Source organism: Methylobacterium sp. A49B (assembly GCF_053346215.1).
On sequence record NZ_JBKFBO010000040.1, the window covers coordinates 1 to 291 of the forward strand.

A 291-nucleotide genomic window follows, 5' to 3' on the forward strand; every position below is an offset into this window, starting at 1 on the left:
CCATGGGCGCTGGCGTGTTTAACGGCCGAGTTCGAGATGGGATCGGGTTCTGGGCACGCCGCTCAGGCCACCAGACCGGCGCATCGCAATTGTTTTCGGACTGGCCTTCGCAGGGTGCTGCGACGGCGAGTGCTGTGTTCGGCAAGCATGCAGCGTCTGCTGCGGGTCTTCTTGTTGCGTGTGTCTCTGGCTTCGCCAGCCTTGCGGCTGCCGAACCAGTCCGGACACGGATCACGGGAGCGATCAAGCCTGTCGGGCGATTAGTACCGGTCGGCTCAACGCGTCGCCGCG

Annotated in this window: 1 rRNA gene; it reads right to left on the minus strand. The window is 64.6% G+C overall.

The window, feature by feature from the left end:
- Nucleotides 1-75 (minus strand): 5S ribosomal RNA (rrf, locus tag ACLBX9_RS03220); the annotation flags it as partial.
- Nucleotides 76-291 lie beyond the last annotated feature (216 nt).